The organism is Streptomyces sp. NPDC059743 (genome assembly GCF_042732975.1).
Classification (GTDB): Bacteria; Actinomycetota; Actinomycetes; order Streptomycetales; family Streptomycetaceae; genus Streptomyces.
Genome location: NZ_JBHWGS010000017.1, coordinates 138,152 through 163,152, shown reverse-complemented (window position 1 = coordinate 163,152; position 25,001 = coordinate 138,152). Strand labels below are relative to the sequence as shown.

Sequence of the window (25,001 nt, the reverse complement as noted above, 5' to 3'; positions counted from 1 at the left end):
TACAAGGCTCGGCACCGACAAGGCCCGGCACCGTCCTCCGAGAGAGGAGACGGGGCCGGGCCTGCGTCATACGCCATAGGTCATTCGCCATACGCGCCACACGCCGGACGTCGTGCGTCAGATGACCGCTGCTTCCAGTGACTCCGGCGCGAAAAGCTCCTCCGGCGTCCACAGCCGCTCGGAGAGCCCCTGCTCCTGGTGGTAGCGCAGAAAGGTGGCCAAGGTTTCGCGGTTGTCCCGGATCCCGTAGGACCAGTAGTCCCTGCCGAGCAGGGCACGGGCCTCCTCCAGCTGCGGAATCAGCCACGGCAGCATGAAGCGCAGCGCCGAGGTGTCGTAGAGACTCGCGTACGCCTCGTCCCTGGCCGTGGTCAGCGCCTTGTTGAGCGACTGCGCGACCCACGGGTAGCGGTCGTAGACATCCCGTCTGATCACCACCACATGCATGATCGGAAAGATTCCGGTCGCCTGGTAGTACTCCTTCTCACTGGAGACGACATCGGCGAACACGCGCCGCACCCGCGGGTCCCCGGCGGCGAACGGGCTCGGGACACGCGGTGTGCACAGCGCGTCGATCTCGCCCTCGGCCAGCATGGCGGAGAGCGTCCTGTCCTCGGGGATACGGCTGATCCGTACCGAGTCCGGAAGGGCGACGGCGGCCTTCTCCACCCGGCCGGCCGTCTCCTGGCCGCCGGTGAGATAGCTGACCGAGTCGAACGGCACCCCGTGCCGGTCCCCCAGAATGCCGCGCATCCACACACACGCGGTGAGCTGGTACTCCGGAGTGCCGATCCGCTTGCCGCGCAGGTCCTCGGGCGAGGAGATACCGGAGTCGGCATGGCAGTACAGCGATCCGTGCCGGAACATCCGGGAGGTGAAGACGGGCAGGGCCACAAAGGGCGACGGATCGGCGCGCAGCGAGAGCACATACGAGGAGAGCGACATCTCCGCCACCTCGAACTCCTGATGGCGCATCATCCGGAAGAAGGTCTCCTCGACGGGCAGCCGCAGATATGTCAGATCGATACCGTCGGGACGGACCGTGCCCTCGGCCAGGGCCCGGGTACGGTCGTAGTCGCCACAGGCAAAGGTGAGACGCAGTCGGGACATGGTGGAGGACTACCTGCCTTCCGCGGTCAGCCGGGCGCCGAGTCGCGGATAGACGCGCCGGGCGTTCGCCTCGAAGACCTTGCGGAGCTCACGCTCGGAGAGCCCCGTACGGTCGAGATAGCGCTTGGTGTCGTCCCAGGCGATACCGGTCTCGGGATCGACACCGCGGACGGCGCCCAGCATCTCGGACGCGAACAGGATGTTGTCGGCGCCGATGACCTGGCACAGCAGGTCGACGCCGGGCTGGTGGTAGACACAGGTGTCGAAGAAGACGTTCTCCCGCAGCAGTTCGGCGGGATCGGGCCGGCCGAGCCGGACGGCGAGACCGCGGTAGCGGCCCCAGTGGTACGGCACGGCGCCGCCGCCGTGCGGAATCACAAAGCGGAGCCTCGGGAAGCGGGCGAACAGATCGCCCTCGACGAGCTGCATGAACACCGAGGTATCCGCGTTGAGGTAATGGGCCCCGAGCGTATGGAAGTTCGGGTTGTGGGAGGTGGAGACATGGATCATCGCGGGAACGTCCAGCTCCACCATCGCCTCGTACAGCGGGAACCAGTACGGGTCGGTGAGCGGCGGCGAGGTCCAGTGGCCGCCGGACGGATCGGGATTGAGATTGCAGCCGACGAAGCCGAGTTCGGTGACGCATCGGCGCAGCTCCGCGACCGAGTCGTCGAGCGGCCCTTCGGGCACCTGCGGCAGCTGACACACACCGGCGAAGTGCTGCGGGAACAGACCGACCACACGATGGACGAGGTCGTTGCTCACGCGGGCCCATGTGCGCGCCGTGGCCGGATCGGGCACATGGTGCTCCATCCCCGATGCCTTGGGCGAGAACAGCAGCAGATCACCGCCTCGCGCTCGGAGCACCTTGAGCTGGTTGTTCTCGACGCTCTCCCTGATCTCGTCGTCGCCGATGGCGGCGGGCACCGGCAGCGGCAGCGCGGCGTCCCGGAGCCGGGCGAGCTGGGCGTCGCGGAACCGCTGATGCTGAGGCGGTGTGGTGGTGTAGTGGCCGTGACAGTCGATGATCATCGATATGTGGTCCTCGTCCTCGTTGCTCGGCCTGCGCCTCAGTCGCCGGGCGCCTGATCGGGCGCCTGGTCGGGCGCCTCAGGTGCCTCGGGTGCCTGATCGACATACGTCAGTCCCTTGCGTGCCAGCCGCTCGCGCATGGCGTGGACATCGAGGCTGAGTTCACCGCTCTCGTACCGGGCACGTGAGACGGCCTCCTTCTCCTCCCGCGCGCGCGACGCCTCCAGCACCCGCGCGGCGTCGAGCCGGGGCACGACCACCACACCGTCGTCGTCGGCGACAATCACATCTCCGGGCTCCACCCGCTGACCGCCGCAGACCACCGGGACATTGACATCGCCCAAGGTCTCCTTCACCGTGCCGTACGCGCAGATGTGCCGTGCCCACACCGGAAAGCCCATCCGCTCCAGCTCGGCCACATCCCGGCAGCCGGCGTCGATGACCGCGCCCCGGACGCCACGGGAGGCGACGGCGGTGGCGAGCAGTTCGCCGAAGTAGCCCGCCTCGGACGGTGAGGTGGGCGCGACGACAAGGATGTCCCCTTCCCGGCACTGCTCCACCGCGACATGAAGCATCCAGTTGTCCGCCGGCGGCACACTGACCGTCACCGCCGTGCCCGCGATATGCGCGCCCCGGTAGACCGGGCGCAGGGCCGGTGACAGCAGTCCGGTGCGCGACTGAGCCTCGTGCACGGTGGCGACACCGTACGCGGCGAGCCCGTCGGCGCTCGCCCGGTCCGCACGGCGGGGATTGCGCACCACCACGCTCATGCCGCCGCCTCCGCCCAGGGCAGCAGGGACACATGGACGACGCCCTCGCCGTACTCACCGCCGACGGTCCTGATGGCACGGTCGGTATCGGCGAGGCCGAAGCTGTGGGTGCTCAGCCGCTCCAGCGGGAAGCGGCCCGAGGCGAGCTGTTCCAGGGCGAGTTCGCAGGAGCGGTAGCTGTGGCCTCGGGCGCTTCTGACACTGATGGACTTCTCGGTGATCTTCTTCAGCGGGAAGTCGGGGAAGGCCGCCAGCTCTCCCTGGACCACCATCGTGCCCTCCCGGCGCTTGAGCGCGTCGACACCGAGGAGTACGGGAGCGGTGCCGGCACCGGCCGTACAGTCCAGCACCACATCGACGCCACGGCCACCGGTGATCTCCAGCACCCGGGCGAGGGCGTCCTCCTTGCGGACGTCGATGACATGGTCGGCGCCCAGCTCCCTGGCGAGGTCCAGCCGCGCGGCGTCCTGAGTAGTGCCGGTGACGATGACGAGCGAGGCGCCCGCCTGCTTGCAGGCGACGACCTGGGACAGGCCCTGCTGTCCGGGGCCCTGGATGAGCACCGTCGAGGCATAGCCGACACCCGCGGTGACCAGGGCCCACTCGATACCGTTCGACAAGGGCGTGACCAGGCCCGCGAGTTCGGCGGAGACACCGTCCGGCACCCGGTGGATCACCGCGTTCCACGGCAGATACAGATACTGCGAGAAGCCGCCCCAGAGGTGGTACGGATTGCTCGCCGAGGTGTAGCCGTAGCGGCGCGCGTCGGGATTGGTCCGCCAGTCGGTGGCCTCGCAGTGGCGGTATTCGCCCTGGTGGCACCACTCGCAGCGGAAGCATCCGACATAGTGCTCGACAAAAACACGGTCGCCCTCGGCAAGCCCTCGGCGCGCGGTGAAGGTACGGCCGGCCGCGGCGATGACACCGACGTTCTCATGACCCATGATCACCGGATCGCCGAACGGCGGCTTCGCGTACATCTTCACGTCCGTGCCGCAGATTCCGGCGACCTCGACCTTGAGCAGTGCCCCGTCGTCGGGAATGTCCGGCATCGGGAACTCGCGCAGCTCGGTCGTGCCCGGCGCGGTCCTGACCGCCGCCAGCACCTGCTCCGCCATGGTTTCTCCTCACCCTCGGGGACTGTCGGGCGGCCACACTACTCTATGGACTGATGGACTGACCATGGTACCTTTCGGCCGTCAGTCCGCCACGAGTGGAGCCGCCCACGAGAGAGCCGAGCAGACACCATGGCCGCATCTCAGCTCAGGACCGTGACCCGTACGCAGGGCAACAACGAGGCGCTGAAGACCGGGGAGGTGACACCGCGGGGCTTCCGCTTCGACTTCGAGGAGGTACCCGTACTCGTCCACGCCTTCCGGCGGATGGTTCGCGACCTGGAGTTCGACGTCAGCGAGATGGCGCTGACCACCTATCTGGTGGCGAAGGCCCACGGCGTACGGTTCACGGCGCTGCCCGTCTTCCTCGTACGGGGCTTCCACCACGGCGCGATCCTCCACGATCCCGCGTCGGACATCCGGAGCCCCAAGGATCTGGAGGGCCGGTGGGTCGGTGTGAACCGCGGCTATACGGTCACCACCGGCGTCTGGGCGCGGGCGGTCCTGCGCGAGGAGTACGGAGTCGATCTCGACCGGGTGCGGTGGGTGCTGTCGGGCGACGAGCATGTGGCCGCGTACCGGCCTCCGGCGAACGTCGAACCGATGGTGGGACAGCGCTCGCTGGAGGAGCGGCTGACGGACGGCGAACTCGCCGCCACGATCGGTGTGAACGCCGAGTCGCCACGGCTGTCGCCGCTGATCGCCGATCCCGAGGAGGCGGGCTTCGCGGCCCTGCGCGAGCGCGGGTTCTATCCGATCAACCATCTCGTGGTGGTGCGGGACGAGCTGCTCGCCGAACGGCCGGAGCTGGGCCCGGAGGTCTTCGACGCCTTCGCCCGCGCGAAGCGGTTGTACGTCGACCGGCTGCGCGACGGATCGGTGGAGACCCCCGGCGCGGCCGACCGGATGTACCGGCGCGTCATGGACGAGACCGGGGCCGATCCGCTCCCGTACGGCATCGAGCCGAACCGGGCGGTGCTGGAGACGCTCGTACGTCATGCGGTGGACCAGCGGATCCTCGACCGGCCGCCGGTGCTGGAGGAACTCTTCGCCGAGAGCACGCGCGACCTGAAGGCCTGACGGTCGGATCGTGCCGCCGGTCCCTGACAGACCCGTCCCCACAGGAGGAGGAGAGACCCATGCACATTGTCATCGCCGCGGATCACAACGGTGTGGTACTGAAAGGCCGTCTCGCGGCATGGCTGGCGGCACACGGCCATACCGTCGACGACCGTGGCGCCTACGGAGACGCCGAGCAGATCGTGGACTATCCGCCGCTCTGTGCCGATGTCTGCTGGCAGGTGACGAACGGCCCGGCGGACCGCGGGATCGTGCTGGGCGGCAGCGGACTGGGCGAGACCATCGCCTGCAACAAGCTTCCCGGAGTACGGGCCGGGCTCTGCCACGATCTGTGGAGCACCAGGATCTCGCGCGGCAACAACGACTCCAATGTGCTGGTCCTGGCCGCGAAGGTGCTGGCGCCCGAGGCGGCGGAGGAGATCGTGGCCACGTGGCTGGAGACGCCCTTCAAGGGCGGGATACATCAGCGGCGGCTGGACCAGATCGAGGCGATCGAACGCGGCGGCGGGGCGCGGGCGTTCTGACACCGCCCGCGCCCCGCGCCTTCGCCCCGCCCTCGGGCCCTGAGCGAGGGCGGACGCAGGTCGTACGTTCCGTATGTTCACAACCCTGCGGCCGGGACGCTACTCCCCGGCCCCGGCCAGGAATTCCAGCACTCTCGTCGGCGCGCTCGTCTCCGTCTGTTCCGTCACGGGAACATTCCAGTACTCGGCCAGCGGCAGACACTCCTGGAGATACCGGGCGGCCGACGGCGCGTGCGAGTCGTCCTGGCCCGGCACCACGAGCGCCGGGACATCGAGTGTCAGCAGATCCTCGGGCTCCGGGCCCGGCACCGTGTCACGGTCGAAGAGCAGCCGCGCCATACCGGTGACCATCACGCGATACCGCTCCGGGTCCGTCCGTACGTACCGTTCGGCGAACGCCTCGTCCCGGCGGATGACGCCCGCCCACGGGCCCACCCTCGGATCCGCGGTGAATCCCGAGCCGGTGCTCCGCGCCAGTTCCGCCACGCCGGCCGTACCGTACTCCTCGGCATGGGCCAAGTGCCGCAGAAACCGCGCGTGCTGCTTCATCCGGTACTTCACTCCGCCCGCGGGCGAGTAGAGCACCATGCTCAGCACCCGCTCGGGACGGGCCACCGCGAGCACCGCCGCGGTGGAGCAGCCGACGCAGCCGCCCATCAGATGCGCCCGCTCGAACCCGAGATGGTCGAGGAGTCCCAGGCCCTGGGCGGCGTAGTCGGCCCAGGAGATCCGCTCCAGCCGGCCGCCGGAGCGGCCGGACTCACGGCGGTCGAAGGTGATACAGGTGTAGCGCTCGGTGAGCCGGTCCAGCAGGCGCAGCCGCCGGTAGATCCCGGTCTCCCGCCAGCCTTCGAGCGAGGAGTCGAAGCCTCCGGGCGAGAACATCAGCAGCGGCGGGCCGGAGCCGGCCACCTCGTAGCGGGTGGAGATCCCGTCGATGACGGCGGTGGGCATGGGCGCTGTTCCTCTCGTGGTTCCCTGTCCTGCCCGGTCGCGACCGGCCGCGCGAGGGCTCAGGTCCTGGGCGTTACGGAGATGCCTCCGGCGATCTGCCGCGCGGCCCGGACGTCGCCGGCGTACGCGGTGATCGCGTCGAGCGTGATCCGGGCGACGTTCGCATAGGTGTCCGGCGGGTCGTCGAGCGACGAGGCGGCGTAGCCGATGGCCGCGTTGACCATGCGCATCCGGCCGTCGAGCCATGGGCCGCCGCCGAATCCGCCGACGACCGGGATGGAGACCGCCTCGGCGACGGCGGCGCCCACGACCGGGCCCGAGTTGGTGAAGTTGAGCAGGACGGCGCCCGCCTCCTCCAGCAGCCTGGCCTCGGCGACCAGCGCGTCCTTCATCGCCACCGGCACCTGGTCGGCGGCGGAGGGAATCGCGCTGTACTCGACGCCGTAGCGAAGGGCGGTCTGCGGTGTGATGCCGAACTGCGCGAACACCGGGATGCCCGCGCGCGTGATGGCCGTGACCGCCTCGGGAAAGTCCGAGGCGGCGTCCAGCTTGACCATGTCGACGCCGGCCTCCTTGACGAACCGGATCGCCGCGCGCACCGCGCTGTCCGTGCCCTCCTGAAGCGGACCGAACGGGAAGTCCGCGCTGACCAGCGCGCGGCGCACGCCGAGACGTACCGCCCGGGTGACCACGAGCATCTGCTCCATGGTGACCTCAAAGGGATTGGACTGCCCCCACAGATTGACACCGACCGTGTCACCGACCGAGACGAGGTCGACACCGGCCCGGTCCACGATCCGCGCCATCTGGTAGTCCCAGGCCACCACACCGACGATCTTGCGGCCGTCCTCCTTCATCCGCTGGAGCGCGCGCGGACTGATCTTGTCGGTCATGATGCCTTCGTCTTTCCGGTCGTCGTCGGACGGATGAAACAAGACCTGGCCCAGCCCGGACAGGACCGGGACTAGACCCTGAGCGCCGTGAGCAGTTCGAACACATCGCTCTCGTCGGCGGACAGCAGCAGCACCCGGGCGTACGGACGCAGCGCGGCGACGGCGTCGCCGGCCTCGAAGCCGTCGCCGAGCACCACTCCCGCGGTCGTGATGCCCTTCCTCCCGCAGAGCCGCCCGATCGCGGAAGCGGCGGCCCGGCCTCCGTCCTCGGTGGCGAGAACGACCACCACATCGGTGTCGGTCAGCACCTCTTCGAGCCGTACGAACGGACCGTCCAGCTCCCGCAACAGCAACTCGCCGCCGGGACCGGAACCGCCAGGCCCGGAACCAACGGGCCCGGGCCCCCGCCCGCTCCGGTTCGTGTAGAAGCGCGCGTGCCGCCAGCCCCGGCCTGCCAGCCGGTTCGCGACTCCTTCGGCCCGCTCGTCCAGGGCGATCACGCGCGCGGCCCTGGCCGGTGCGATGGCCGCGCGGATCCGGAACCGGGACTCGCCCGGCGCGGTCGCCCGCGCGCATTCGCTGAGATACGTCGACGCCGCCGCCATGTCAGACCGACGACTGCGGAACGCCGGGAGTCGACTTGACCGCGTCACGGCAGGAGTCGAGGAAGGACTCGGCCTGTGGCAGCACCACGGCCGCCGAACGCACCCTGTGGTGTGCGGGATCCACTCCCGGCGGTGTCACACCCTGGTCCCGCAGCGCTATCGCGGCCTTGCGCAGCTTCTGCCGGGCCTTGATGATTCCGCTGTCGGCGGGCACCAGACGCTCCCGGGTACGGTCCACGATCGGTCCCATGCTCTCCTGGAGCGAGGCGTCCTGCATGGCGATGCCCGCGACTCCCGAATAGGTGTCACCGCGCTTCTGGGCCTCGCGGTCGATCAGATAGTCGTTGTCCATATTGGCCTCGGGCCGGTAGGTGCCCGGGATGTTCTTGCTGTGCACACCGTGTCCGTCGATCATGGCCTGGCGCTCGGTGTCGGTGAGCGGGCGGACCGGGTGGTAGTCGAACGAGTAGGTCCAGCAGTTCTCGTCGTCGATCGGTACCCAGAAGTGGCCGTGGATCGGATGGTCGCCGCGCGGTGGCACCATGGTGAAGTTGGGCATCACCCAGGGCGTGATGCGCCAGTAGTAGGTGCCCTCCTCGGCATTGCGCCGGGCGCCCACGAAGAGACCGCCGTCGCTGTCGGCGACCTCGAAGAACGGCTTGGTGTCGTTCATGTTGTACTCGTTGCCCTTGGCGCCCCGGAACAGCGGATCGGTCTTCAGCCCGCCGGAGTGCAGAAAGGTGACATGGCTGGAGTCGATGCCGCCCTCGAACGCCTGGAGCCAGTTGCACTGCTGCCAGCGCTTGGAGGTGTACGTCTGCTCCGGTGGCACCTGGGCGAACTCGAACTCCGGCAGCGCGGGCCGGGTGGCCGCGTCGCCCATATGGGTCCACAGCACATCGCCCACCTTCACCAGCGGATACGACGTCAGCTGCACGTTCTGGCAGAAGCTGCTGTTGTCGGCCTCGGAGGGCACTTCGACACACTGGCCGGTGACGTCGTACTTCCAGCCGTGGTACGGGCAGCGCAGCCCGGATCCCTCGTTGCGGCCGAACCAGAGCGAGGCGCCCCGGTGCGCGCAGAACTCGTCGACCAGTCCGTACCGTCCTTCGCTGTCACGGAAGGCGACCATGCGCTCCGAGAGCAGCTTGACGCGCACGGGCGGGGAGTCGTTCTCCGGCAGCTCCTCGGCCAGCAGCGCCGGAATCCAGTACTGCCGGAACAGCTCCCCCATGGGTGTCCCGGGACCGGTCTGCGTGAGCAGCTCGTTGATGTCTTGTCTAAGCACAGCCGTTTCCCTTTCAGGTACTGAACCGCACCGCGATGGCTTCGGTGGGGTGCGACCGCCGGCGCGGCGGCTCGGGCGCGGTGTGCGGCACGGACGCGCAGAAGCGCCGTCAGGGCTGCACGGGAGGTATGTCGACGGTCAGCCCGTCCAGCTCCGGTGTGACACGGATCTGACAGGAGAGGCGGCTGGTGCTCCTGCGGTCGGACACGCCCATGTCGAGCAGATCGTCCTCCATCTCGCCCGGAGGGCCGACCAGAGGCGCGAACTCCTCCCGCACCCAGACATGACAGGTGGCACAGGAACAGTTGCCCCCGCACTCCGCCACGATCCCCGGGACGCCGTTCCTGACAGCTGCCGCCATCACCGAATCACCGGCCGTCGCGTCGACGGTGTGTTCGGAACCGGCGCTGCCGACGAAGATCACCTTGGGCAAGGTCCACTTCCTCTCAAGGCTGGTCTCTACCGAAGCGACGGACGCGGCATCAAGCCATCCCGCCCTTGGTCCGACCATTAGACCAGATCGCTGACACGTGAACAAGCAAGTGAACGAGAAGGTGGCGCGACCACCGTCGGGCGTGGTCACAATCGGGCCCATGCACACGCTGATCCTGCTCCGCCACGGCGAGAGCGAATGGAACTCCAGAAATCTCTTCACCGGCTGGGTCGATGTGGATCTGACTCCGCACGGCGAGGAACAGGCGCGCGAGGCCGGCCGGTCGCTGCGTACGGCCGGACTGCTCCCGGACGTGGCGCACACCTCCGTGCTGCGGCGTTCGGTGCGCACCGGCACACTCGCACTGGCGGCGCTCGGCCGCCCGCAGGTGCCGCTCACCCGTGACTGGCGGCTCAACGAACGGCACTACGGCACCCTCCAGGGCAGGGACAAGAGCGAGGTGCTGCGGGAGTACGGCGCGGAGCGGTTCCGGCTCTGGCGCAGGTCGTACGATCTGGCCCCGCCGCCGCTCCCGCCCGGCGCCGACGAGGACGGAGGGCCGGCGCCGCGCACCGAGTCCCTCGCCGATGTCAGCGCCCGGCTGCTGCCTCACTGGTACGAGGTGATCGCGCCCGATCTGCGCGCCGGACGGACCGTTCTGGTCGTGGCGCACAGCAACTCGCTCCGCGCGCTGGCCGCCCATCTCGACGGGCTGGACCACGACGAGCTGATGGAGCTCAACATCCCCACGGGCATTCCTCTGCGCTACACGCTCGACGAGCATCTGGCGCCCGTCGTACGCGGAGGCCGCTATCTCGATCCGGCCGGCGCCGCCGAGGCCGCCCGCGCGGTGGCGGAAGAGGGCCACCGGGACCCGCGAACGGCCGGCCGCACCTCGGGATAAGGCCCTGACCTGCGCGCCTGGGACCTGACCCGCGCGCCGGATCCCACGGGAGTCGTTGACATGAAAAATCCGTGGACTTATGGTTCTACCAATCCAGATACGGTTCCACCGGCCCGCCTTCCCGGCTCCCGTGATACGGCCGGTCCGGGGCCTCTTCCGCTACTTCCGTGGCACACAGAGCCGACGTGGCACACAAGCCGACAGGAAAGGCCGTGGTAATGGCCAAGGACGCGATCGTCGACGACAAGCTGGCGGCGAAGTTCGCCACCGAGAAGGACTCTCCCTATACACGCTGGGTCGCCGCGGAGGGACTGGACATCATCTCCGCCCACTATGTGCCCGATCTGCGCACGGTCGAGCTGAAGCCGTGGGCGCGGCGCGGCGGCCGAGGTGTGTTCATCAATCACGAGGCGACCCGTACGTCGAACGACTGCTATGTCTGCGAGATCCCCGCGGGCGGTGAACTGGCCCCGCAGCGGCAGCTCTTCGAGGAGATGATCCTCGTCCTCGACGGACAGGGCTCGACCAAGGTGTGGAACGACACCGGCGCCGAGGTCACCTTCGAGTGGCAGGCGGGATCGATCTTCGCCATCCCGCTCAACGCCCATCACCAGCACTTCAACGGTTCCGGGCTGAAGGCCGCGCGCTTCGTCTCCTCGACGAACATGCCGCCGGTCATCAATCTCTACGACGATGTGGACTTCGTCTTCCACACGCCGCACGACTTCCCGGACCGTTTCAACGGTGAGCCGGACTACTTCTCTCCCAGAGGCGAGCAGAAGGGTCTGCTGCTGGACACCAACTTCGTCGCCGACGCGGTCAATCTGCCGCTGATCGAGGCGAAGGAACGCGGCGCGGGCGGCGGCCATATCCGCTTCGCGATGGCCAAGGGCTCGATGAACAGCCATATCTCGCAGTTCCCGACGGCCACCTACAAGAAGGGTCACCGGCATGGTCCCGGCGCCCATGTGATCATTCTGTCGGGCGAGGGCTACAGCCTGATGTGGCCGGAGGGCGAGGAGCCGCAGCGCTACGAGTGGGGTCCCGGCTCGCTGATCGTGCCTCCGAACATGTGGTTCCACCAGCACTTCAACACCGGCGCCGAGCCGGGCCGCTATCTCGCCTTCAAGCATGAGGTGGTCTCCATGCGCAATGCGCAGGGCGTGCCGAAGGCCTGGATCAGTCGGCGTATCGGCGGCGACCAGATCGACTACGCCGACGAGTCGCCGCTGGTACGGGAGACCTTCCGGGAGGCGCTGGCCAAGCACGGCATGGAGCCGCGGATGGACGAGGTGTACGAGGCGGAGCTGCCCACGCTCGCGCCCAAGCCGGAGGGCACGGTCACCGGCTGACGGACCTCCACCACGTGTGCGGCCCGTGTCCCTCACGGGCACGGGCCGCATGTCTGCTTACGGGCGCGGACTCGACCGCCCGAGCCGTGCCGCGATCACGACGAGGAGCACCATCGTGAGGCACGCCGGACCGCACAGCGCCGACCACCACGACCACGACGACCATCCCCGACACAGCCACAGCCACGCTGACGGTCACGGTCACGGTGAAGACATACGCACGGTCTTCTCCGCCTATGTCCCCGACCATGACCATGTCCACGACGACGAGCCGCTGAGCGCCCTGGAGGAGAACCCGATCTGGCAGCAGGACAACGTGCTGCTGCACAGCGTCGGCATGGACATCGGCTCCTCCGGCACCCAGGTCGTCTTCTCCCGGCTCCGGCTGCGCCGTATCGGCGAGGATCTGACCAGCCGGTACATCGTCGTGCGCAGGGAGACCCTCTACCGCTCCCCCGTCGCCCTGACTCCGTACGCGAGCGACGAGCACATCGACGCCGAGGCGCTGGGCTCGATCATCGACCGCGCGTACAACGACGCGGCCGTGGAACCCTCCGCCGTGGACACCGGCGTCGTGATCCTCACCGGTGAGGCACTGCGCCGCCGCAACGCCGAGGCCATCGCGGATCTGCTGGCCGAGCGCGGCGGCGAGCTGGTCACCGCCACCGCGGGCCACCATATGGAGGCCATGCTCGCCGCGTACGGCTCGGGCGCGGCGAAGGTCTCGTACGACACCGGACTGCGTGTGCTCGTGATCGACATCGGTGGCGGAACGACCAAACTGGCGGTGCTCGACCGGGGCGAGGTGGTGTCGACCGCCGCGCTGGACATCGGCGGGCGGCTCCAGGTCATGGACGGCGCGGGCCGTGTCGTACGGCTCGATCCGGCCGGCCGCCGGCACGCGGCCCGGGCCGGCTACTTCTGGGAGCGCGGCGACCTCGCGCATCCCGACGAGACGGAGAAGGTCGCGGAGGCGATGGCGGACGCGCTGGTCGCGGCCGTCACCGGTGATCCTCCGCCGCCGGACGTCGCGGAGCTGTTCCTGACAGAGCCGCTCGCACCGGCCGGCGCCATCGACGCGGTGATGTTCTCGGGAGGAGTCGCCGAGTACATCTACGGCCGGCAGAGCGAGGCGTTCGGCGATCTCGGACGGCCGCTCGGCCTCGCGGTGCGCCGCCTGGTGGACTCCGGTGCGCTGCCCTTCCCGCTGCTGCCCGCGGGCGAGTGCATCCGCGCCACCGCGCTCGGGGCCTCGGAGTACAGCGTCCAGCTCAGCGGGAACACCGGCTTCTTCTCGGATCCCGGCGCGCTTCTGCCGCTGCGTAACCTCCAGGTCGTACGGCCGGTCGTCGCGCTCGGCGAGAGCGTCGACGCGGGCGCGGTCGAGGCCGCCGTGCGCCACCGTCTCGCCGCTCTGGACGCGGCGCGGGCCGACGCCGATATCGCGCTCGCCGTGCCGTGGAGCGGACCGCCGAGCCATCGGCGGCTGCTGGCCTTCGCCCGTGGTCTGCGGGACGCCCTCGCGGACCGCACCGCGCGCGGGAGGCCCGTGTATCTCGTGCTCGACGGCGATGTCGCCATGACGCTCGGCAGGCTGCTCCGGGACGAACTCGGCGTCCGCGGCGCGCTCCTCGTCATCGACGGGCTGCGGCTGAGGGACTTCGACTACATCGACATCGGGCGGCTGCGCCATCCGTCGAACACCGTGCCCGTCACGATCAAGTCACTGGTCTTCGGCGCGGATCCACGTGTCTGAAACCTCGGATCCGCGCGTCCGAGACCGTGCGCCACCTGGGCCGGCCACGGGAATCCGGCCCTGTTCAGAGGTGCGGCAAGGGCCTTCGCACAAGTCTGCGATGTGTCCGAAAGTCAACGGTTCAATCTACCGACAATCCGTCGGTAACAATAAGGTAACACCGACGTCGCATGGTTAGACCATAAGACCGAACCTGGTGTTTCATGCAGGGACCCAAGCGGCAACGCTCGGACATCACCACCGTATGAACAGCCCGCCGTCCGGTCCCCTCCCTTACTGCCTGCGCCTCACCGCCCGCCGATGAGGGCCGCGACCGGCTTCGCCACAGGAGTGTGCGATGCGACATGGTGCTCTTACGGCCGGCCTTCTGGCCGCCGGACTGATCCTCACGGGTTGCGGTTCCTCTCCCACGACCCAGCCTCCCGGCGGCTCCGCCGGATCCACCGACCCCTACGCCGACTACGCCTCCCTGACCGGGAAAGCACGTACCGACCGACTGCTCGCCGACGCGAAGAGCGATGGCGCGCAGCTCGATCTGTACACCTCGAACACCGATATCCAGGACCTGGTCGACGGCTTCAAGAAGGCCTATCCCGGCATCAAGGTCAACGCCTTCCGGGCCAACTCCGAGACGGTCCTCCAGCGGATCTCCCAGGAGAACCAGGCCAACAAGCCGCAGAACGACGTGGTCGACACCAATGACCTCGAACTGCGCGCACTGGACAAGCAGGGACTGCTCACGCCCTACACGGGACCGTCCGCGGCCGGTCTCAAGGACGCCGCGAAGGGACTCGGCGGCTGGACCGCGGAGCGCTTCAACGCGTTCGTCATCGGCTGGAACACCAATCTCGTCAAGAAGGACCAGGAGCCGAAGAGCTTCTCCGACCTCGCCGATCCGAAGTGGAAGGGCAAGCTGTCCGTCGAGATCGGCGACTGGGACTGGTACGCGTCGATGCACACGTATCTCACCGAAGAGCAGGGCATGAGCCAATCCGATGCCGACGACCTCTTCAAAAGGATCGCCGCCAATGTAAAGGTGACCAAGGGCCACACGGTGCAGGGCGAACTGCTCAGTGCGGGACAGTTCGCCGTCGCCCTGTCCGTATACAGCCACACCATCGACAAGGCCGCCAAAAAGGGCGCGCCCGTGGCATGGCGGCCCGTGGTGGAGCCAGTGATCCTGCGACCCAACGGAGTCGGCCTCATGTCCCGGCCCAGGCATCCCGCCGCAGCGCTGCTGTGGACCGACTGGGTGCTCAGCGACGGACAGAAGGCGATCGCCGAGTCCCTGCGTATCCCGGCGGCCTCCTCCGTCCCGGGCTTCAAGGACCCCATCCCGGCCGGCACCACCACCTACAGCCTCTCGAAGACCACCGAGTTGGACGGCACCAAGTGGAGCGGCGACTACGACGCCCTGCTGCGTGGCGTTCCCAAGGCCGGCTGACCCACTCACCGTTTGCACCTCTCCACAGGAGCGCACCCGTATGAGGACCCGTAACTTGACCTTCTCCGTGTCCGGTCTGCTGGCCGCGACGCTCGTCGCGGGGTGCGGCGGCGTGCCGGGCTCCTCCAACAGTGACGCGGACGAGGTCTACGGCCGGCTGAAGGGGCTGGCCAGGACCGAGCAACGCGCGCAGGCGGAGGACCTGGCGGGCAAGGAGGGCAAGACCCTCTCCCTCTACACCTCGATGACCGCCGACATCGCGACCCCGATAGCCGAGGCCTTCGAGAAGAAGTACGGCATCCGTGTCAGTGTCTTCCGCGGCAACTCGGAGACCGTCCTCCAGCGGACACTCCAGGAGCAGGAGGCCGGCCGGCCCGGCGCCGATGTCATCGAGACCAACTTCGCGGAGATGGCCATCCTCGCCGGCAAGGGCCACCTCGCCGACTACAACGGCTCCGGACTCGACAAGGTCGAGTCCGCCGGGAAGTTCGACCACTGGACGGCCACCCGTTTCAATGTGTTCCAGCCCGCCTGGAACACCACGAAGATCAAGCCCGGTGACGAGCCCAGGAGCTGGGAGGACCTGGCCCTGCCCAAGTACAAGGGCCAGATCACCATGGAGATCAGCGACAGCGACTGGTACGAGAACGTCACCAAGTACTGGCTCGACCACGGAAAGTCACAGGCCGAGGTGGACTCCCTCTGGAAGGCGATCGCCGCCAACTCCAAGGTCGCCAAGGGCCACACCACGATGATGCAGTTCCTGACCGCGGGCCAGACCTCGATGGAGGCGATGAACTACACGTACATCACCGCCAGAGCCGCCAAGGACGGCGCGCCCGTGACCCATCTGCCCGCGAGCGGGGTCTCCACCATTCCCGCCTTCGCCCGGCCCAACGGAGTCGGCATGATCAAGGGCGCCCAGCATCCGGCCGCCGCCTGGCTGTTCTACGACTGGCTGCTCACCGACGGCCAGAAGACCCTCGTGGACCTCGGCCTCACCCCGTCCACCAAGGTCCCGGGCGACAAGAGCGTCGCCGGGCTCACCCTCGTACCGTTCGATGTCGAGGGCCTGACCAAGGACGACACCGTCTGGGACAAGAAGTACGACGCGCTGCTCCGCGGCGCCGACACGGTGGGGCGGTGACCGGCGATGGCACTGGCTTCCACCGCCACCACCTCGCAGGGCGGCGACCGCGGGACGTCCGGTACGGACGCCTCTCCCGAGCCCACCGCTCCCGGCCGGCTCGTGGCACTGCTGCGGCGGCTGCTCTCCTTCCAGGGGCTCCTGGTCGGCGGCGCCGTGGTGATCGTCGGCTATCTCGCCCTCGTACCGCTGGGCTATCTCGTCCATGACACCTTTCTGAACAGCACCGGTACGGGAGTCTCCTTCGGCGCGTTCTCGCGCGCCTACGGAGGCAACTCCCAGGCCGGCTCGATGATGCTCAACTCGCTGGGCTTCGCGCTGGGTTCCGCGGCGCTCGCCCTGGTGCTCGGCACGGTGCTGGCCTATATCCAGGTACGTACGGACACTCCCTTCAAGGGCCTGTTCTTCGCGGCCTCGCTGGTGCCGCTGATCGTGCCCGGCATCCTCTACGCGACCTCGTGGATCTTCCTCGGCGATCCGTCCAGCGGTGTCATCAACACACTCATCTTCAAACCGCTGTTCGGCGCCTCACCGGTGAACATCTTCAGTGTGTGGGGCATGATCTGGGTGCAGGGACTGCATCTGGCTCCCGTCACCTTTCTGCTCATGGTCGCCGCCTTCCGGGCGATGGATCCCTCGCTGGAGGAGTCCGCGGCCATGTCGGGGGCCCGGCGGAGCACCGTACTGCGGCGGATCACCGTCCCGCTGCTGCGCCCGGCGATGATCTCGGCCGCGCTGCTGATGTTCGTGCAGTCGCTGGAGAGCTTCGAGGTGCCCGGCCTGCTGGGCCTGCAGAACGGCATCTACGTCTTCACCAGCCGGATCTACTTCGTACTGCGGGCCTATCCGATCGACTACGGCGCCGCGGGCGCCCTGGCCATCGGACTGCTGCTCATCGCGGCGGCCGGCGTGCTGCTCTCCGGCTGGCTCCAGCGCTCCTCGCGCAACTTCCAGACGGTGACCGGCAAGGCCTTCCGGCCCCGGCCGGTGGACCTCGGGCGGGCCCGGCCATGGGTCGGCACCGGAGTGATCGTGTACTTCCTGGTCACGGTCGTCCTGCCGGTGGCGGTCCTCGTCTACGCGTCCCTGCTGAAGTACTACGCGGCGCCCTCGCGCAAGACACTCAGCACGATGTCGCTGGAGAACTACAACGAAGTCCTGCACATGCCGCTCGCCTTCACCGCGCTGAAGAACTCGCTCATCGTCGGTGTCGGCGCGGCCACGGCCGTCATGCTCCTCACCTCGATCGTCTCCTGGGTGGTGCTGCGGACCAAGGCTCCGGGACGGCGGATGCTGGATCTGCTCGCCTTCACTCCCATCGTGATCCCGGGACTCGTCCTCGGTCTGGCGCTCTCCTTCGTCTATCTGCGGATGCCGCTGCCGATCTACGGCACGCTGCTGATCCTGCTGGTGTCCTACTGCACGCGCTATCTGCCGTACGGAATGCGCTACTCCTCCTCGGCGATGGCCCAGATGTCGCCGGAGCTGGAGGAGTCGGCGGCGGTCTCGGGCGCCTCGTGGTTCCAGACCTTCCGTCGTGTGCTGCTGCCACTGATGAGCAGCGGCATCCTGGCCGGCTGGGTCTACATCCTCGTCGTCTCGTTCCGTGAACTGTCGAGCACGATCCTGCTCTACAGCCCCGGCAAGGAAGTGCTGTCGGTCCTGATCTGGGAGCAGTTCGAGAACGGCCAGTTCACCACGCTCGCCGCCCTCGGTGTCTGCATGGTCCTGATCCTCGTTCTGCTCGTCTCCATCGCCTACCGCCTGGGAGCCCGCTTCGGGCTCCAGGGCGACTCGTCGAACTAGCACCTGCCCGAAGGGACACCAGGGATGCTGACTGTCGAATCCCTCGCCAAGAGCTATGAATCGTCCGCGGGCGCGGCGCGCCGCCGCAAGTCCGCCGACAGCACGCGTGTCTTCGCCGTCGACGGGGTTGACTTCGACGTCCGCGACGGTGAGCTGTTCACCCTGCTCGGCCCGTCCGGCTGCGGCAAGACCACCACACTGCGCTCCATCGCGGGCCTGGAGCAACCGACGGCCGGCCGGGTCTGCCTCGGCGACCGGGTGCTGTTCGACGCCACGAAGGGCGTCAATCTCCGGGCCAACCGGCGCGGCTTCGGCATGGTCTTCCAGTCGTACGCGATCTGGCCGCACATGTCGGTCTTCAAGAACGTCTCGTTCCCGCTGGATGTGATGCCCAGGGCCAAGCGCCCGGGACGCAAGGAGATCGAGGAGCGCGTCCATCAGGTGCTCGATGTGATCGAGCTGGGCGCGTACGCCTCACGGCCCGCCACCAAGCTCTCCGGCGGCCAGCAGCAGCGTCTCGCGCTCGCCCGCGCGCTGGTCACCCAGCCGGAGCTGATGCTGCTCGACGAACCGCTCTCCAATCTGGACGCCAAGCTGCGCGAGAGCATGCGCTTCGAACTCAAGCGGCTCCAGCGGGAGCTGAACCTCACCGCGATCTATGTGACACACGACCAGTCCGAGGCGCTGGTGATGTCCAACCGGATAGCCGTGATGAACGAGGGCCGTATCGAGCAGATCGGCAAGCCGCGCGAGATCTACACCAAGCCGGCCACCCGGTTCGTCGCCGAGTTCATCGGCACGTCCAACTTCATCGAGGCCAGGGTGGTGTCGGTGACGGGCGACGAGGTGGCCGTCGAGACCACACAGGGACGGCTGATCGCCCGGGAGTGCCCGAGGACACCCGCCGTCGGGGACTCGGTCCTGCTCTCCATCCGTCCGGAGTCCATCGACGTCTCCACCACACCGCGCGGCGATGTGCCCAACGAGTGGTCCGGGAAGGTCCGTACACGCGCCTTCCTCGGTGACGCCATCGACCACATCACCGGAGTCGGGGATCTGGAGATCCGCAGCCGCTCCAACCCCACGGTGTCGATCCCGCCCGGCACCGAGGTGCATCTGACCGTCGCGCCGGACAAGGTCACGCTCGTCCCCGTCGACTGAGACGTCCTGGGCGCCGGTGGCCGGTCCCGGCGCCCAGGACCGCCCACCGGGCCGGCCGTCCGCACCGGCCACCGGAACCGGCCGCCAGGACCGGCCGCCAGGACCGGCTGCCAGGACAGAGAAAGGCCCTTGCTTCCGTATGGCGATACCCGAGGTGCTGCGCAATCGCGACTTCACCCTTTACTGGGGCGGCGTGATCCTGTCCCAGATCGGAACACGGGGAGCTGTCGCCGCCAATCTCTACCAGGTCTACCAACTCACCGGTTCCACCGCGCAGGTGGGACTCGTCGGCCTCGCGCAGGCCGTCGCCCTGCTGGTGCTCTCGCCGCTCGGCGGGATCTACGCGGACCGGCTCGACCGGCGACGGCTGTTGCAGGTGACCCAGTGTCTGGCCCTGCTCGTCGCGGCCGGACTCGCCGTCGTCACACTGGCCGGCGCCGCCACCGTCTGGACCGTCGTCGTCTCCTCGCTGCTGGCGACAGCGGCGGCGACCTTCGACCAGCCGGCCCGCCAGGCGCTCATCCCCGCGATGGTGCCCAAGGAGCGGCTCGTGGACGCCTTCGCGCTGCTCAATCCCTCGCGCGAGCTGGCGGTGCTCACCGGCCCGGCGCTCGCCGGTCTGCTCATCGCGGCCGGCGGGCCCGGCGCGGTCTATGTCTTCGACGCCGTCACCTACGGTGTGCTCGTCGTCGTTCTCGCGGTGCTGCGGGTTCCGCCGCTGGCCGTGGACGAGGAGCGGCGGTCGCTGCTGGCGAGCCTGCGCGAGGGCGTCGGCTACATCGGCCGCAGGCCCGTGGTCTGGCAGTTGATGGGCCTGGATCTGGCCGCCACCGTGTTCGGCGCGTACCGGGTGCTGCTGCCCGCGTTCGCCGAGGACGTGCTGCATGTCGGGGCCACCGGTTACGGTCTGCTCTCCGCCGCGCCCTCGGCGGGAGCCCTGATCGGCTCCGTATGGGTCTTCAGACTGGTCCGTACGGCGCGGTCGGGCCATCTCGTGCTGTGGGGCACGGCCACGTACGGGCTCGCCGTGGTGGGGCTGGCGCAGTCACGGGTGTTCCCGGTGGCGATCGTCATGGCCCTCGCACTCGGCGCCGCGGACGCGCTCGCGACCACCGTCCGGCACGCGGCCGTCCAGGTGGAGACACCGGACACACTGCGCGGACGGGTCTCCGCCATCTATCAGATGTGTTCCCGGGGCGGTCCGGCGATCGGGGACACGGTGATCGGCGCGCTCGCGGGTGTGACGGGTCCCGTGCTCGCGCTCACGCTCGGAGGCCTGGTCCCGGCCGCCGTGTCCGGACTGAGCGCCGCCCGCAGCCGTACGGTCCGCGACTACAGCGTACGGAAGGCACGGCCCGCCACCACCTGACCCGCCCCGAGGCCCATGGCACAGGGCGAGCCTCTCCATTCACACCGACAACCGCCCACCCATCGCAGGGAGGCAGTATGAGTACGCACACCACCACCGAAGTCACCCATTACCACGTGCAGAAACGCCGACGCGCCCAGTTCATCGAGGAGTGGCGTGCCAACCATCGCACCGTCGTCGCGCACGAGGACGTCGAGATGCACACCACCTCACGGGGCAGCCGTGTCGGTGTGTATGTGGGCGCCGATGGTGACCGGCCCACCCGCACCATGGACGCCCTCGCCCATGAGATGGACCCGGGAACGACGACCACCGCACACCGTCACTCATGGGACGCCATGGTGTTCGTGGTGGCCGGGCAGGGCTGGTCCGAGATCGACGGGCAGCGCGTCGAATGGGGACCGGGCGACTCGCTGCACTTCCCGGCGTGGGCCTGGCACCGCAGCGGCAACTCCGGTGACACCACGGCGCGTTATCTGACGTTCTCCAGCGAACCGCTCCTGGAGACCATGGGAATGGCCCTCATCGAGGACGCGGGAGACACGCCCTGCTCGGAGCTCCCGCCGCGCCCGCCGTTCTCCGAGGGCCGCGACGGAGCCGACCCGTACGCCGCGCGGCTGCGCCGTCTCGCCCGTGACCAGCAGGCCCGTCGCTCCGGCCGGCTGCACACGAGCTGGGACGAACTCGAACTGCGCAACACTCCACGCGGCACCCGGACCACCTTCCTGCTCGACCGTGCCATCGGCTACCAGGCGTCGGGCATCACCATGGCCATGTTCGAGATCGGTCCGGGCCGGGCCCAGTCGATGCACCGTCATCCGGGCGAGGCCTGGCTGTATGTGGTGGAGGGCTCGGGCGAGAGCTATCTGGGCACCGAGCCGGAGGGCGGTGAGCGGCACCCGTGGAAGAAGGGCGATCTCATCGTCGTCGACCACTTCCTGTGGCACCAGCACATCAACACCGATCCCTCGCGCACGGCGAAGGTCGTCCGTATCCATATGTTCGACAGTCTGCTGGAGACCATGCGGGCGCTGTGCGATCCGCTGGTGCTCTTCGAGGAGCCGCCGGAGCATATCCGTGACGCGCAGGCCGGTGACCCGTCGACCATCGAGTGGCCGGAGCTCCAGCGGCCCACCTGGCCATGAGCGGAAGGCGGACACCGTGATCGCGGCACTGCCCCATGGTGTGGCGGGAATCCACGCGCTGCCCGCCGGCCATCACGACGGACCGTGGGACGCGGTGATCACCGACCCACGGATCAAGGAACGGCTGCTCGCGACCGCTGTCCTCGTGCTCCGGCACGGGGCGCGGCTCGCGGGCTCCGCCGTGGCCCCGCACGGCCTCGTGGTGCTCGCGGGACCGCCGGGCACCGGCAAGACCACGCTGGCCCAAGGGCTCGCGCAGGCCGCCGCGCGGACACTCGCGCCGCACGGCGCGACCACACTGGTCGAGGTCGATCCGCATGCCTTCCCCAGCGAGATGCTGGGCGAGAGCCAGCGCTCGGTCTCCCGGCTCTTCCGCGAGACACTGCCCGAACTGGCCGCGCGCCGTCCGCACACACTGGTCCTGGTGGACGAGGTGGAGGCGCTGGCCGTACGCAGACAGGCGGCCTCGTTCGACACCAATCCGGTCGATGTCCACCGGGCGACGGACGCCGTGCTCAGCGGTCTTGACGCGCTGCGGGCCGAGCGTCCCGGCACCCTGCTGGTGGTCACGACGAACTTCGCCGAGGCGGTCGACGAGGCCTTTCTCTCCCGCGCCGACCTCGTCGTACGGACCGCCCTGCCGGACGAGTCGGTGATTCCGCTCATCGTGGCCGACTCGCTGCGTGAACTGGCCGCCCAGTGGCCCGCGTTGCGTCCGCTGGCCGAGGACACCTCGCTGCACCGGCGCATGGGCAAGCTGCTCACCGGTCTGGACGGGCGGCGGATACGCAAGACGGTGCACGGCGCGCTCGCCCTGCGGCTGGAGACGGCGCGCGAGCCGTCGCTGCTCGGTGCCGACGATCTGATCGCCGCGGCGGAGGAGAGCGCGGCGGACGGTTCCTCGGCCGGAGCGTAGGGCTTGCAACGGCCCGAACAGAAACGGAGGAGGCCGCGTCCCCGGCGGGGACGCGGCCTTGTCCGTTGTGCTGTGTCCGGCGGTCAGCGCTTGGTGTACTCGGGCGCGTCTTCCAGGAAGTGGACATTGTCGTAACCGAGGTGCTTGAACACACGGTTCTGCGCGGAGAGAACACGCAGCGGTGTGCCGTCGGCCGCGAAGAGCTGGCAGATGTGGTTCTGCGGCACATAGAGGGTGTCGCCCTGGGTGACCTCGTACCGCGTGGGCTCCAGAGCGACCCGGGCGTAGTACTTCTCGGCGATCTCGGCCTCGACCTCCCACTGAAGGGCGTAGCCGCCGCCTTCGAGGACATAGAGGACCTCGTCGGCCATCTTCCAGTACTTGCCCGAGCGGCTGCCGGCGGCGATGTCGAGCTCGAAGGCGTCGATGGAGAAGATCCGGGCGTCGGCGCGCTCCGGGGAGGACATCACACGGACGCGGCCGAGCGGAGTGTTCTCCCACTTGGTGTCCGACACACTGATGACCTTCTTGCGGTCCAGAACGCCCGGCGTCCACACGGAGGACCACTCTTCGCGGGGCCCGAACTCGGCCTCGCGCTTGACCGGGCCGCTGCGGCCCTGCTGCCACAGGCCCATGAACATCCAGGTGCTCTTGGCCTTGACGACCAGCGCGGTCGCCGTCTCGTCGTACGGGTTGAAGTGACGGTGGACGGAGTCGGTGTGGACGAAGACGAGGTCGTCCTTGGCCCAGTCGTAGCGCTGGTCGTCATGGATCTCGTAACCGCGTCCGCGCAGGATGTAGAAGGCCGCCTCGTTCTGGTGGCCGTGTCCGTGGTTGCTGGACTCCGGCGGCAGTTCCACGAAGTGGACCTGGATCGTCTGGGTGAGGAAGTCCTCGTCACCGGGGCCGACCCGCCACCAGGTACGGGACTGCTCGCTGTCGCCGGAGTGGCCGACCTTGGCGTCGTCGACGACCACGGAGTCGTCACGTACGCGGTCCACCGCGAGCTGCCGCTGACGGAAATCGTCCAGACCGTAGGTCTCGGACGTCAGGCCGCGGACGAAGACGCGCCCTTTCTTGCCCATGGGTCCTCCTGTGCTGTGCAGGCATGTGTGTGACGCAGTAGGTCAGTTTCAGTGGTCTAACCATAATACCTGCGAGGGTCGCTGGTAACCCCTGGGACGGCATGGCGCCGGAACGGCCCGGCCTTCCCGGAAACAGCACGGCGCCCCATGACGGAGAGCCGTCATGGGGCGCCGGTCCGGCTCATCGGCCGGTGGAGTCACGGACTGAGTGGACTGCGGGAGTGGGCTGCGGGAAAGGAAGAGACGCGTGGGACGACCGGTGTCACCCGGCGGTGTCACCTTCGGCGTGCTCCTCCTTGACTCGGGACGCCGTCCGCTGGAGATGGGCGTTCATGGTCGCCGTCGCGGCATCGAGATCACGCGCGGCGACGGCCTCCACGAAGTCCCGGTGCTCCTTGGAGCCGAGCAGGCCCATCTGCGGCTCGACCGTCTGCGCCTGCCGGAGGCTCATCAGCAGCGGGCCGTGGAAGGACTCCACCAGCATCTTGATCGCCGCGTTGTGCGTACAGGCCGCGACCCGGGTGTGGAAGTCCGCGGACAGCTCCATGGTGTACTCGCCACGCTCCAGCGCCTCGGCGTGCTCGTCGCACATCACCCGCAGCGCGTCCAGATCCTCCTGGGTGGCCCGCTCGACGATCAGCGGGACGATGCCCAACTCCACGACGAGCCGTGCCTCGGTGACCTCGGCGGCGGTCAGCGGCGACAGGGAGAGCAGAGTCGCGAGGCCCTCGCCCACCTGACGCGCGTCCGGCGTGGTGACAAAGGCACCGCCCCGGGCGCCGACCCGGATCTCCACGAGTCCGCTCGCCTCAAGGATGCGCAGCGCCTCGCGTACGGTCACACGGCTGACACCGAAGTGCACACACAGCTCGCGCTCACTGGGCAGCCGGTCACCAGGTTTCAGACGCTCTTCCTTCAGCAGAAGCCGGATCTGATCGACGATGACCTGGGAGACACGGCTGGAGGAAACGGTTTTGAACAGCTCTTCGGGCACGGGAAGTCGCCCGGCAGGCGTGTCGCCACCGGTCTTGACTGCCGGAGGCTGGCTCCTGGGTCGGGTTGGCATGCGCACAGTGTCCCATGGCCGACCGCTCGATTGACGGCTCTCCGAG

General features: G+C 68.6%; 23 protein-coding genes. 12 read left to right on the top strand and 11 right to left on the bottom strand.

Annotation, left to right across the window (positions count from 1 at the left end):
* Positions 1 to 117 precede the first annotated feature (117 nt).
* The 4 genes from ACFV6H_RS28525 to ACFV6H_RS28510 are packed head-to-tail and all read right to left on the bottom strand — an operon-like array spanning position 118 to position 4,030.
* The gene (locus ACFV6H_RS28525; protein WP_385547593.1) at positions 118 to 1,110 is read right to left on the bottom strand and encodes an ABC transporter substrate-binding protein; all 993 of its coding nucleotides are present in this window, start codon (positions 1,108 to 1,110) and stop codon (positions 118 to 120) included.
* A 9-nt stretch (positions 1,111 to 1,119) separates the two neighbouring features.
* Positions 1,120 to 2,142, bottom strand: coding sequence for an amidohydrolase family protein (locus tag ACFV6H_RS28520; protein ID WP_385547590.1), 1,023 nt, complete (start codon positions 2,140 to 2,142; stop codon positions 1,120 to 1,122).
* Between the two features lie 38 nt (positions 2,143 to 2,180).
* Positions 2,181 to 2,912 (bottom strand): 4-carboxy-4-hydroxy-2-oxoadipate aldolase/oxaloacetate decarboxylase, encoded by a 732-nt coding sequence (locus ACFV6H_RS28515; RefSeq protein WP_385547587.1) that lies wholly within the window; start codon positions 2,910 to 2,912, stop codon positions 2,181 to 2,183.
* Positions 2,909 to 4,030, bottom strand: a complete 1,122-nt coding sequence (locus ACFV6H_RS28510; RefSeq protein WP_385547584.1) for a zinc-binding dehydrogenase — start codon at positions 4,028 to 4,030, stop codon at positions 2,909 to 2,911. Before ACFV6H_RS28510 ends, ACFV6H_RS28515 begins: the two co-directional genes overlap by 4 nt.
* Positions 4,031 to 4,159: 129 nt before the next feature.
* Between ACFV6H_RS28510 and ACFV6H_RS28505 the strand changes: the two genes are divergently transcribed.
* Both ACFV6H_RS28505 and ACFV6H_RS28500 read left to right on the top strand, forming a co-directional pair.
* Positions 4,160 to 5,107 (top strand): ABC transporter substrate-binding protein, encoded by a 948-nt coding sequence (locus tag ACFV6H_RS28505; RefSeq protein ID WP_385547582.1) that lies wholly within the window; start codon positions 4,160 to 4,162, stop codon positions 5,105 to 5,107.
* A gap of 59 nt (positions 5,108 to 5,166) precedes the next feature.
* The gene (locus ACFV6H_RS28500; protein ID WP_385547579.1) at positions 5,167 to 5,631 is read left to right on the top strand and encodes an RpiB/LacA/LacB family sugar-phosphate isomerase; all 465 of its coding nucleotides are present in this window, start codon (positions 5,167 to 5,169) and stop codon (positions 5,629 to 5,631) included.
* Positions 5,632 to 5,730: 99 nt separating this feature from the next.
* Here the strand turns inward: ACFV6H_RS28500 and ACFV6H_RS28495 are convergent, their stop codons facing one another.
* The 5 genes from ACFV6H_RS28495 to ACFV6H_RS28475 all read right to left on the bottom strand — a co-directional run bounded on the left by ACFV6H_RS28495 (position 5,731) and on the right by ACFV6H_RS28475 (position 9,804).
* On the bottom strand, positions 5,731 to 6,585 hold the full coding sequence (locus tag ACFV6H_RS28495; protein WP_385547576.1) for an alpha/beta fold hydrolase: 855 nt from the start codon (positions 6,583 to 6,585) through the stop codon (positions 5,731 to 5,733).
* A 59-nt stretch (positions 6,586 to 6,644) separates the two neighbouring features.
* Positions 6,645 to 7,478 (bottom strand): 3-methyl-2-oxobutanoate hydroxymethyltransferase, encoded by an 834-nt coding sequence (locus ACFV6H_RS28490; protein ID WP_385547573.1) that lies wholly within the window; start codon positions 7,476 to 7,478, stop codon positions 6,645 to 6,647.
* Positions 7,479 to 7,549: 71 nt separating this feature from the next.
* A complete protein-coding gene (locus ACFV6H_RS28485) occupies positions 7,550 to 8,083 on the bottom strand; it encodes a 3-methyl-2-oxobutanoate hydroxymethyltransferase (RefSeq protein ID WP_385547570.1) in 534 nt (177 codons plus the stop codon).
* A gap of 1 nt (position 8,084) precedes the next feature.
* Positions 8,085 to 9,371: a Rieske 2Fe-2S domain-containing protein gene (locus tag ACFV6H_RS28480; protein WP_385547567.1), complete on the bottom strand. Its 1,287-nt coding sequence runs from the start codon at positions 9,369 to 9,371 to the stop codon at positions 8,085 to 8,087.
* Between the two features lie 109 nt (positions 9,372 to 9,480).
* Positions 9,481 to 9,804: a 2Fe-2S iron-sulfur cluster-binding protein gene (locus ACFV6H_RS28475; RefSeq protein WP_093604250.1), complete on the bottom strand. Its 324-nt coding sequence runs from the start codon at positions 9,802 to 9,804 to the stop codon at positions 9,481 to 9,483.
* Between the two features lie 160 nt (positions 9,805 to 9,964).
* On the opposite strand from ACFV6H_RS28475, the gene ACFV6H_RS28470 reads away from it, so the two are divergent.
* From ACFV6H_RS28470 to ACFV6H_RS28425, 10 genes are all read left to right on the top strand, one after another.
* A complete protein-coding gene (locus ACFV6H_RS28470) occupies positions 9,965 to 10,708 on the top strand; it encodes a 2,3-diphosphoglycerate-dependent phosphoglycerate mutase (protein ID WP_385547562.1) in 744 nt (247 codons plus the stop codon).
* 185 nt (positions 10,709 to 10,893) lie between these two features.
* Positions 10,894 to 12,060: an ethanolamine ammonia lyase-activating protein gene (locus ACFV6H_RS28465; protein ID WP_384984691.1), complete on the top strand. Its 1,167-nt coding sequence runs from the start codon at positions 10,894 to 10,896 to the stop codon at positions 12,058 to 12,060.
* Positions 12,061 to 12,175: 115 nt separating this feature from the next.
* Complete coding sequence (locus ACFV6H_RS28460; protein WP_385547559.1) at positions 12,176 to 13,816, top strand: ethanolamine ammonia-lyase reactivating factor EutA; 1,641 nt, start codon at positions 12,176 to 12,178, stop codon at positions 13,814 to 13,816.
* Positions 13,817 to 14,153: 337 nt separating this feature from the next.
* Positions 14,154 to 15,260, top strand: coding sequence for an ABC transporter substrate-binding protein (locus tag ACFV6H_RS28455; RefSeq protein ID WP_384984697.1), 1,107 nt, complete (start codon positions 14,154 to 14,156; stop codon positions 15,258 to 15,260).
* Positions 15,261 to 15,300: 40 nt separating this feature from the next.
* Positions 15,301 to 16,407: an ABC transporter substrate-binding protein gene (locus ACFV6H_RS28450; RefSeq protein ID WP_384780804.1), complete on the top strand. Its 1,107-nt coding sequence runs from the start codon at positions 15,301 to 15,303 to the stop codon at positions 16,405 to 16,407.
* 6 nt (positions 16,408 to 16,413) lie between these two features.
* Positions 16,414 to 18,213, top strand: coding sequence for an ABC transporter permease (locus ACFV6H_RS28445; protein ID WP_385547554.1), 1,800 nt, complete (start codon positions 16,414 to 16,416; stop codon positions 18,211 to 18,213).
* 24 nt (positions 18,214 to 18,237) lie between these two features.
* Positions 18,238 to 19,374 (top strand): ABC transporter ATP-binding protein, encoded by a 1,137-nt coding sequence (locus ACFV6H_RS28440; protein WP_093592544.1) that lies wholly within the window; start codon positions 18,238 to 18,240, stop codon positions 19,372 to 19,374.
* A gap of 139 nt (positions 19,375 to 19,513) precedes the next feature.
* On the top strand, positions 19,514 to 20,743 hold the full coding sequence (locus ACFV6H_RS28435; RefSeq protein WP_385547549.1) for an MFS transporter: 1,230 nt from the start codon (positions 19,514 to 19,516) through the stop codon (positions 20,741 to 20,743).
* 77 nt (positions 20,744 to 20,820) lie between these two features.
* Positions 20,821 to 21,888, top strand: coding sequence for a cupin domain-containing protein (locus tag ACFV6H_RS28430; RefSeq protein ID WP_384984708.1), 1,068 nt, complete (start codon positions 20,821 to 20,823; stop codon positions 21,886 to 21,888).
* Between the two features lie 16 nt (positions 21,889 to 21,904).
* The gene (locus tag ACFV6H_RS28425) at positions 21,905 to 22,804 is read left to right on the top strand and encodes an AAA family ATPase (RefSeq protein ID WP_093592534.1); all 900 of its coding nucleotides are present in this window, start codon (positions 21,905 to 21,907) and stop codon (positions 22,802 to 22,804) included.
* Between the two features lie 83 nt (positions 22,805 to 22,887).
* On the opposite strand, the gene ACFV6H_RS28420 is transcribed toward ACFV6H_RS28425, so the two are convergent.
* Positions 22,888 to 23,889 (bottom strand): cupin domain-containing protein, encoded by a 1,002-nt coding sequence (locus ACFV6H_RS28420; RefSeq protein WP_385547545.1) that lies wholly within the window; start codon positions 23,887 to 23,889, stop codon positions 22,888 to 22,890.
* Between the two features lie 262 nt (positions 23,890 to 24,151).
* On the bottom strand, positions 24,152 to 24,955 hold the full coding sequence (locus tag ACFV6H_RS28415; RefSeq protein ID WP_384984714.1) for a FadR/GntR family transcriptional regulator: 804 nt from the start codon (positions 24,953 to 24,955) through the stop codon (positions 24,152 to 24,154).
* Positions 24,956 to 25,001: the final 46 nt, after the last annotated feature.

Excerpts from the sequence above, each read along its gene's own strand:
- ACFV6H_RS28525 (WP_385547593.1), bottom strand. The coding sequence starts at position 1,110 with ATGTCCCGACTGCGTCTCACCTTTGCCTGTGGCGACTACGACCGTACC.
- ACFV6H_RS28520 (WP_385547590.1), bottom strand. The coding sequence starts at position 2,142 with ATGATCATCGACTGTCACGGCCACTACACCACCACACCGCCTCAGCAT.
- ACFV6H_RS28515 (WP_385547587.1), bottom strand. The coding sequence starts at position 2,912 with ATGAGCGTGGTGGTGCGCAATCCCCGCCGTGCGGACCGGGCGAGCGCC.
- ACFV6H_RS28510 (WP_385547584.1), bottom strand. The coding sequence starts at position 4,030 with ATGGCGGAGCAGGTGCTGGCGGCGGTCAGGACCGCGCCGGGCACGACC.
- ACFV6H_RS28505 (WP_385547582.1), top strand. The coding sequence starts at position 4,160 with ATGGCCGCATCTCAGCTCAGGACCGTGACCCGTACGCAGGGCAACAAC.
- ACFV6H_RS28500 (WP_385547579.1), top strand. The coding sequence starts at position 5,167 with ATGCACATTGTCATCGCCGCGGATCACAACGGTGTGGTACTGAAAGGC.
- ACFV6H_RS28495 (WP_385547576.1), bottom strand. The coding sequence starts at position 6,585 with ATGCCCACCGCCGTCATCGACGGGATCTCCACCCGCTACGAGGTGGCC.
- ACFV6H_RS28490 (WP_385547573.1), bottom strand. The coding sequence starts at position 7,478 with ATGACCGACAAGATCAGTCCGCGCGCGCTCCAGCGGATGAAGGAGGAC.
- ACFV6H_RS28485 (WP_385547570.1), bottom strand. The coding sequence starts at position 8,083 with ATGGCGGCGGCGTCGACGTATCTCAGCGAATGCGCGCGGGCGACCGCG.
- ACFV6H_RS28470 (WP_385547562.1), top strand. The coding sequence starts at position 9,965 with ATGCACACGCTGATCCTGCTCCGCCACGGCGAGAGCGAATGGAACTCC.
- ACFV6H_RS28455 (WP_384984697.1), top strand. The coding sequence starts at position 14,154 with ATGCGACATGGTGCTCTTACGGCCGGCCTTCTGGCCGCCGGACTGATC.
- ACFV6H_RS28450 (WP_384780804.1), top strand. The coding sequence starts at position 15,301 with ATGAGGACCCGTAACTTGACCTTCTCCGTGTCCGGTCTGCTGGCCGCG.
- ACFV6H_RS28445 (WP_385547554.1), top strand. The coding sequence starts at position 16,414 with ATGGCACTGGCTTCCACCGCCACCACCTCGCAGGGCGGCGACCGCGGG.
- ACFV6H_RS28440 (WP_093592544.1), top strand. The coding sequence starts at position 18,238 with ATGCTGACTGTCGAATCCCTCGCCAAGAGCTATGAATCGTCCGCGGGC.
- ACFV6H_RS28435 (WP_385547549.1), top strand. The coding sequence starts at position 19,514 with ATGGCGATACCCGAGGTGCTGCGCAATCGCGACTTCACCCTTTACTGG.
- ACFV6H_RS28430 (WP_384984708.1), top strand. The coding sequence starts at position 20,821 with ATGAGTACGCACACCACCACCGAAGTCACCCATTACCACGTGCAGAAA.
- ACFV6H_RS28420 (WP_385547545.1), bottom strand. The coding sequence starts at position 23,889 with ATGGGCAAGAAAGGGCGCGTCTTCGTCCGCGGCCTGACGTCCGAGACC.
- ACFV6H_RS28415 (WP_384984714.1), bottom strand. The coding sequence starts at position 24,955 with ATGCCAACCCGACCCAGGAGCCAGCCTCCGGCAGTCAAGACCGGTGGC.